Genomic DNA, 6,672 nt, shown 5'->3' with positions numbered 1-6,672 from the left:
CATGCATGAGCAATCGCTGATTGCCAATCTGAACATCTCCCAAATCTGTCAAGAAAATGTGAAATGGAAGCACTTAGACCACTTATTCTCCAAGTGCTCTGGTAAAGCAGCGTAGAATGGTGATGGTTTTTGAACAGTCTCTATGAGTGTGTCTGACAAACATAGAAAGTCTATATTGACACGGCCATCAAACCTATTTTGGATTTCATCTTTCTTCTTGTTAATGCTGACCTTGATAGATTTCCAGATATCAAAGAAATCGATATCATGCCTTTTTGTTACAAACTCTCGAAAACCGAGAACATCAAGCATCATGACATATCCGTTTTTTCGTCTATACGAAAGATCGATATCCTCTTTCATAGCATCAAGCATTTCTTTAGGAGCTCTTTGTAGTACTGGGGCTTTCTTTTTCATAAGTAACACATCCTTAACTGATAATCATCTAATTTACTTAGTTGTATCATCTTGTCAATAACAATATGCCAGACCTAACATTTAAACTCATCCTCGTCACTGACGATGCCAATGTGAAGCTTGCAGAAGTCAAGCAGGAGGCTCAGTCTGCCCAGTCTGTTGTGGAGAAGCCTGCTGCGGTTAAGATATCGGCAGAACAAGCTCTGGCTACTATTCGTGATGTGAAGATCGCTGTCGATGGAGTAATCCAGGTAGTCGGTGGTCTGGTGCGTTCTATGAATGGACTTCTTGATGCATCACTGGGTCAGCGGCAGGCTATGACTCTGGCTAAGATATCCTTCGGAGAAGCTGCTGCTGAGATGGGAGAGTTCGCCTCTGCCATGCAGTCTTTGACCAACTTCGAGGATGATCAGTTGCTGGCTTTGATGTCCAAGCTCTCCCAGACTTTCAAACTGAACAAGGATGAGATACAACAGCTTGTGCCATTGCTGGTGGACTTTACTGAAGCCAATAAGGCGACCGGGATGAGTGTGGAGTCTGCCTTTGATCTCATGGGTCGGGCTCTGAATGGTCATACGGAGATGCTCGGTCGCTATGGCATAGAGCTTGATGATACCCGGCTCAAGACTGAAGGCGTATCCTATCTGGTTGAGAAGCTCGGTGAGGACTATGGTGGTACTGCTATCGCTCTGGCTGATCTGCGATTGCAGAATGCCAATGCCTGGGGAGATATCCAGGAGACCGTGGGCGATATGCTGACTGTCCTGATCAATCCCTTACTTCAGGGACTGCGGTGGCTGATGGATGCCTATCAAAGCTTATCTCCGGTCATGCAGGGCTTCGTTGCAGGGATAGTAGTAGCGATTCCTTTGATCGGTACTATTACCACTACCATCACTGCTTTAACTGCTGCCTATCATGCTCTGCAGGTAGCCATCAACCCGGTAGCAGGGATCATCGGTATTGCGGTGGGTGCTCTGTCTGCACTTGGATTGGGACTGGCAGCAGCCTCGGTCAAGACTGATACGGTTACTGTAGCACAGCGTTCCATGAACGACGAGATCAAAGATGCTCAGAAACAAGTCTCAGTAGAAGCTGAAAAGTTCAGTCTATTGGCATCACGTTTGCTTGAGTTACGCTCTGTAACAACCCTTGCCACTGCGGATAAGACAGAGATGAAGAACATCATCAGATCACTTAATGAGAACTACTCTGAGTACCTTGGCAATATCGACCTCGAGACTTCCTCTTACAATAACCTGGCAACTGCCTTGCGTAACGCTTCCGATGCCTTGGTGCAGAAACAGATAGCTGAAGTCTATGGTGAGAAGTACAATGCTCAGATTAGGAAGGTAGCAGAACTGCAGATCGAGATCGACTCCCAAAGAGCTGAGGTTGACCAGGTACGAGCCCGCAGACAGCAGTTGATGAACTCAGTGGACTGGGACTTCCTAACCAGTGACCGCAATGCTATGGGCTTTAATCCAGCCTCCTACTTTGGTAATGATGGTGAGTGGCTTAAGCTGGAAAGACGCTTAAACCAGTTCGGAGCCTTGACCGGACAACTGCAAGCCGCTAAGAACGATCTGCAGCAGATAGGTACCGCCTATAGACAAGCAATGCTCGATGCTCCGGACCTGACCTTTACTCCCAACTCTAATACAGGCTCCGGTAGTAGTAATACTCCTGATACTTCTGAATACGATGAGCGGCAAAGGCAACTGGAGCAGCTCAGGCAGATGCAGCAGAAGTATGATGTTCTGGCTATAGATGATGCAGTCCTTCGGAAACAGAAGGAACTCGAAATCCAGCGAGATGCAGAGCTTGCCAGAGCACAGAGCTTGGGTGCTTCGGAGGAGCTATTGCAGTCCATTAGAGATCACTATGCAGATGAGTCTGTCAAGGTGGAGACTGATGCTGCGGAAGCCAGAACTGCTCAGATCGAAGCCGAAACTGAAGTCAGACGCAAAGCACTGGAAGAGGAGAGACGGCAACAGCAGGACTTGCAGGATACCCGGTTTGACTTCTCACTCAGCGTAGCCTGGAACTCTTGGACAGAACCTGGGATGCGGAACTGAGAGCCATAGACCAGTATTATGCCAAGCGCAGAGAGAAGCTCCTGGCTGCTGGCTTTACAGAGCAGCAGATTACGGCTCAGAGTGAAGCTGCCAAGTCCCGGATCAGAAATGACTATGAGATGCGCAACCTGCAAGGGGCTCAGCAGATCATGCGAGACATTGCTAAAGCCAGTGAGATCTTCGGCAAGAAAGGCTTTGCCCTCTGGAAGACTCTGGCAATCGGACAGGCGATGATTGACACCTATGCATCTGCCACTGCTGCCTATAAGTCTATGGTGGGTATTCCCGTAGTTGGACCCGGACTGGCAGTCACCGCCGCAGCCGCAGCAATAGGTGCCGGGCTTGCCAATATAGCTGTGATCCAATCCACCGAACCACCCAAGGCAGCTACAGGCGGTCTCTTAGTCGGCAAGACCCATAGTGAAGGTGGCATCCTAATTGAAGCCGAAGGTGACGAGTATATCACTGCCAAAGACAGAGTCAAAGCACTGGGCAGGAACCTGTTTGACTTCCTCAACTTCGCACCCATTGATAAGGTGAAGCTTGCCTTTGCCGGACTGCCGATCCCCTCGGTACCCATGCCTGCCAACTTGGGCTCATATTATGGCACAGGTGGCTCTGTTTCAGGCAGAGGCAGTATGGATAGCATCATGGACACCATCGTCTCTGTGGTGCGGGAAGAGTTCAGCACTCTCCGGCAGAGCATCTCGGATAACAAACCCAACATCGAGATCAAGGTCGATCCGCTGTCTAATGACCCGGTTAGAGTATCTGAGATAGCCGATACTGGTAAGCTGATCAGGAGTGAGGTATAGATGCCAAACCTCTTCAAGATTGACTTCATACAAGGCAAGACAGATGCCTCAGACTACAATCAGCTCAAGCACAGCCTGGTCGATACTGCCACCAATAGAGCTATCATCACTCTGAACGTCTCAGCCGATAAGCTGCAAGCGGTCTCCAACTATAGCAGGGAACCCAAACGACTCACCTTCGAGTGTTTCCCCACTGTCTGGATACAGGAGAACATCCTCTCCGGAACCAATGAGTACGAGCGTTACATCTCCCATTTTGAAGTGAAGGTCTATCGGGATAATGTGCTGTTCTTTACGGGCATCATCGATACTTCTCAACTGTCCTTTGATGTAAGCTCAGGCATCCTGAAGTTCACCTGCTATGATAAGATCAAGCTCCTATCCGTCTATTCCGATCTCACTCACTATTACAGTCTGACCGCAGGATATCTACCCATCTGGATTCTCGGTTACTTCCTGCAGGACATTGAACAGGCGATCCCGATCTCCATTCCTTACACTAACCAGTTCACCACTCCCACTCTGAACATCACTATGGGCAACTCCTTTACCATAGCCCATATCGACTTTGATGATCTGATTGCCTTTCCTAATCCTCCCGGAGGCTGGACTTACAGCTATCATAATAGTGGATGGCCGGGACCCTATTGGGGTTACTTAGTTGATGTAACCGGAAATAAGATCACCTTCGTCTTTGCCTATAAGAAGGTCATCCAGGCTACCTATCCCAATCCTGCTGCCACCCGATATCAGGGACGCTTCAGAGGAAGGGTATTCCGCTTCTATAATGCCATCTGCCCGGTAGTATCCGAGTATGATGAGAAGACCGACTGGGTGGAAGACCTGCAGTCACTGGATAATGCCTATAACGAGTTTCTCGGCTTCTTTACCGATAACGGGATCACCAGTAATACTCTCTTCACCGGACTCAGCAGTACCGGCTTAATCGATGGTAAAAGCTATGGTAGCAGTCAGTATGTGAACCACTGGAATGAAGCTCACTTTCATGGTAATCTGATGCCATCCAAACTGCAACCCGGAGATGCTTACGAGACTGCTCAGGAAGAGCAGACGGATAACCTCAAAGCCCTGCAAGCAATGTTAATGCTCTATAATGCCACAATCTTTACCAATGCATCTGGACAGATCATCCTCAAGAACAAGGATGCCTATGCCACGAATGTAATTGACATCGCAGATGAAGATGTCGTGTCTTTCGTGGTCAAACGGGGTAATCAGGAGAAGCCAGATATCAAGACCATTGATGTCCTGGCAGGTGATACCACTCAACTACAAGGATTGATCAAAGACTACCTGATCGACTTCTATGACTCCAAGTGGAGCGTAGAAACCACTATCGACCAGTTATCCAAATACAACCTCACACTCCAGTCAAAGATACGCATCAAGACCAAGGTCTATGCCATTACCGAACTGGAGCGAGATTACATAAATGATGAGTACAAGGTGAAAGCATGGCTATTATAAGGGGCTGGAGACTTATCCGGCAGACCTCTAATGGAGTATTTTACTTCAATTGTACTACTGGTCAGTTGGAATACTCACCCCGGCGTAAATACCGCATTGAGAAGAAGAATGCCTTTGATCCTACCATCCTGCATCAGAGAGACGAGTACCGGGAGGATAGCTTCGATCTGCAGGCAACCCTCAATCCTGATGAGTACTACACCTTGATGAACTTCATTACCGCTTCAGGTCGTCTTTATCTGGAATACACAGCCTACAATGAAGTGAGAAGCCAGTTCCCGGTCACTGTATCCCAGTTCCCCAAGTGCCCGGATGATCTGCATGAGTACACCGAGAAGGTCAAGTTCTCACTTGAATCCAGATACATTGGATCACCCGGTTATATCGACTTTGGAATAATCATCATAGAAGACGATGGCGATAATATCACATCCAGTTAGCCATAAAGCCATAAATACAGAGGAGCATAAATGTTCAAATACGGAATCAGCTACTATATAATGGAAGAGGGGGCAAGGAAGCCTCAGTCGGGAGTGGATGTCCGCTTACTCAGACCCGGAGCCGACTGGCAGAGTGGGAAGCCGCTCATTGAAACGGAGAACTCAGGCTACTATGAGTGCCTGATCGAAACTGAAGCCGATTGCGGTTTCTATGAGATCTGGGACAACCGTGGCAATCCCAATGGAGCCTTCGGTGGCAAGACCTGCACCATCGGTAAGCTCGATGCCAGGGGGCTGCAGAATGATTGTATCTACGGAAACCATATATCGGATGGAGTGGTAACGGGAAGTAAGATCGCCAATGAGGCTATTGGCACAGAACACCTTCAGAATGGTCTACTCTCACTCTCAAAACTACAATACGAAACCCAGGATCAGGATAAAGGATTGGGAGATAACAGCCAAGCTAGCCCGGCAAAGCTGAGCGATGATAAGGTGATCACCCATGTGCTGGATAAAGAGTATCAGGAACTTCCGCATATCATCCTAACCAACCAGTGCGATGCCTTCCTGTACATAGCCGATGCCAAGATTGAAGGGAACCTGGTCACAATCATGATCGGGATCAGCCAGGTCTATACTGCCACTGATCCTTTCTATAAGCTCCTTGCCCTCGCTAAATGATGCCCAAGAGAGAAACCCGGCATCGCCGGGTTAAGTGTGAAAGATTAGCTCTCGCTTACTTCTTTTCGAGCCTGCAGATAAGCTCAGCCATCAGGTTGATCATCTCCTTGTAGTCTCCGCATTCCCAGGCATCGTCGGCTTTGATCTTGATCTCTTCCACAGACATCTTCTCCGACTGTAGCCAGGGTCCCCGGAACTGATTCCACCAGCTCTTGTAGTGAAACTCACCCACGTATGGATCATCTTCAACCGGAACGCTTTCAGCATTATCCAACCCAGTCTTATCCATCTCAATCACTCTCATGGTTGATCCTAACTTCAATACCCCATTCTTCTTTGCCAGGGCTTCAACTGGCTGCTCCGAACCATCATCTCTCATCAATACGATCTGGCTGCCTGATTTTACCATCTGCTCCAGCGTTGCCTGCTCTTTGCGATGCTTGTTTTGCTTGGTCATCTTGATCTCCTTCTCGGTTACCCGACTGTTGATTTATGGGTTCTACATAGAACCAGTGGCAACCGTGGTCAAGTCCTTTCTGCACAATATAATAAGATATCGCATAATACTCTAAGATACCAGATAGGAGGATCAAAACAGCTATGGCGATCATGCTCAATAGGTTAGAGAAATCCATTTGAAAAAACGGTGAAACTCTGCCCCAAAATCGGTCATTTAATCAGATTTGCACAAAGCAGCATCTAACTTATCTGTCTGGTATTGATTACCGAAACCGTTTGAAAAAACGATGA

At 48.0% G+C, this 6,672-nt stretch carries 7 protein-coding genes; 5 read left to right on the top strand and 2 right to left on the bottom strand.

What is annotated here, in order from left to right:
• Positions 1-48: 48 nt before the first annotated feature.
• Positions 49-417: a hypothetical protein gene (locus Q8M98_00985; GenBank protein ID MDP3113324.1), complete on the bottom strand. Its 369-nt coding sequence runs from the start codon at positions 415-417 to the stop codon at positions 49-51.
• Positions 418-482: 65 nt separating this feature from the next.
• Here Q8M98_00985 and Q8M98_00980 point away from each other — a divergent pair, with 65 nt between their 5' ends.
• From Q8M98_00980 to Q8M98_00960, 5 genes are read left to right on the top strand one after another with little or no spacing between them, the layout of a single operon-like run.
• Positions 483-2,495, top strand: coding sequence for a hypothetical protein (locus Q8M98_00980; protein MDP3113323.1), 2,013 nt, complete (start codon positions 483-485; stop codon positions 2,493-2,495).
• Positions 2,468-3,310 (top strand): hypothetical protein, encoded by an 843-nt coding sequence (locus Q8M98_00975; GenBank protein MDP3113322.1) that lies wholly within the window; start codon positions 2,468-2,470, stop codon positions 3,308-3,310. Before Q8M98_00980 ends, Q8M98_00975 begins: the two co-directional genes overlap by 28 nt.
• The gene (locus Q8M98_00970) at positions 3,311-4,798 is read left to right on the top strand and encodes a hypothetical protein (protein MDP3113321.1); all 1,488 of its coding nucleotides are present in this window, start codon (positions 3,311-3,313) and stop codon (positions 4,796-4,798) included.
• On the top strand, positions 4,786-5,238 hold the full coding sequence (locus Q8M98_00965) for a hypothetical protein (GenBank protein MDP3113320.1): 453 nt from the start codon (positions 4,786-4,788) through the stop codon (positions 5,236-5,238). Before Q8M98_00970 ends, Q8M98_00965 begins: the two co-directional genes overlap by 13 nt.
• Positions 5,239-5,268: 30 nt before the next feature.
• The gene (locus Q8M98_00960) at positions 5,269-5,922 is read left to right on the top strand and encodes a hypothetical protein (GenBank protein ID MDP3113319.1); all 654 of its coding nucleotides are present in this window, start codon (positions 5,269-5,271) and stop codon (positions 5,920-5,922) included.
• Positions 5,923-5,977: 55 nt separating this feature from the next.
• Here Q8M98_00960 and Q8M98_00955 read toward each other — a convergent pair whose 3' ends face one another.
• Complete coding sequence (locus tag Q8M98_00955) at positions 5,978-6,379, bottom strand: hypothetical protein (GenBank protein MDP3113318.1); 402 nt, start codon at positions 6,377-6,379, stop codon at positions 5,978-5,980.
• Between the last annotated feature and the right edge of the window lie 293 nt (positions 6,380-6,672).

The organism is Candidatus Cloacimonadaceae bacterium (assembly GCA_030693415.1).
In the GTDB taxonomy this organism is placed as follows: Bacteria; Cloacimonadota; Cloacimonadia; order Cloacimonadales; family Cloacimonadaceae; genus JAUYAR01.
The sequence above is the reverse complement of the archived record's forward strand: the minus strand, read 5'-3'. Positions and strand labels throughout refer to the sequence as shown.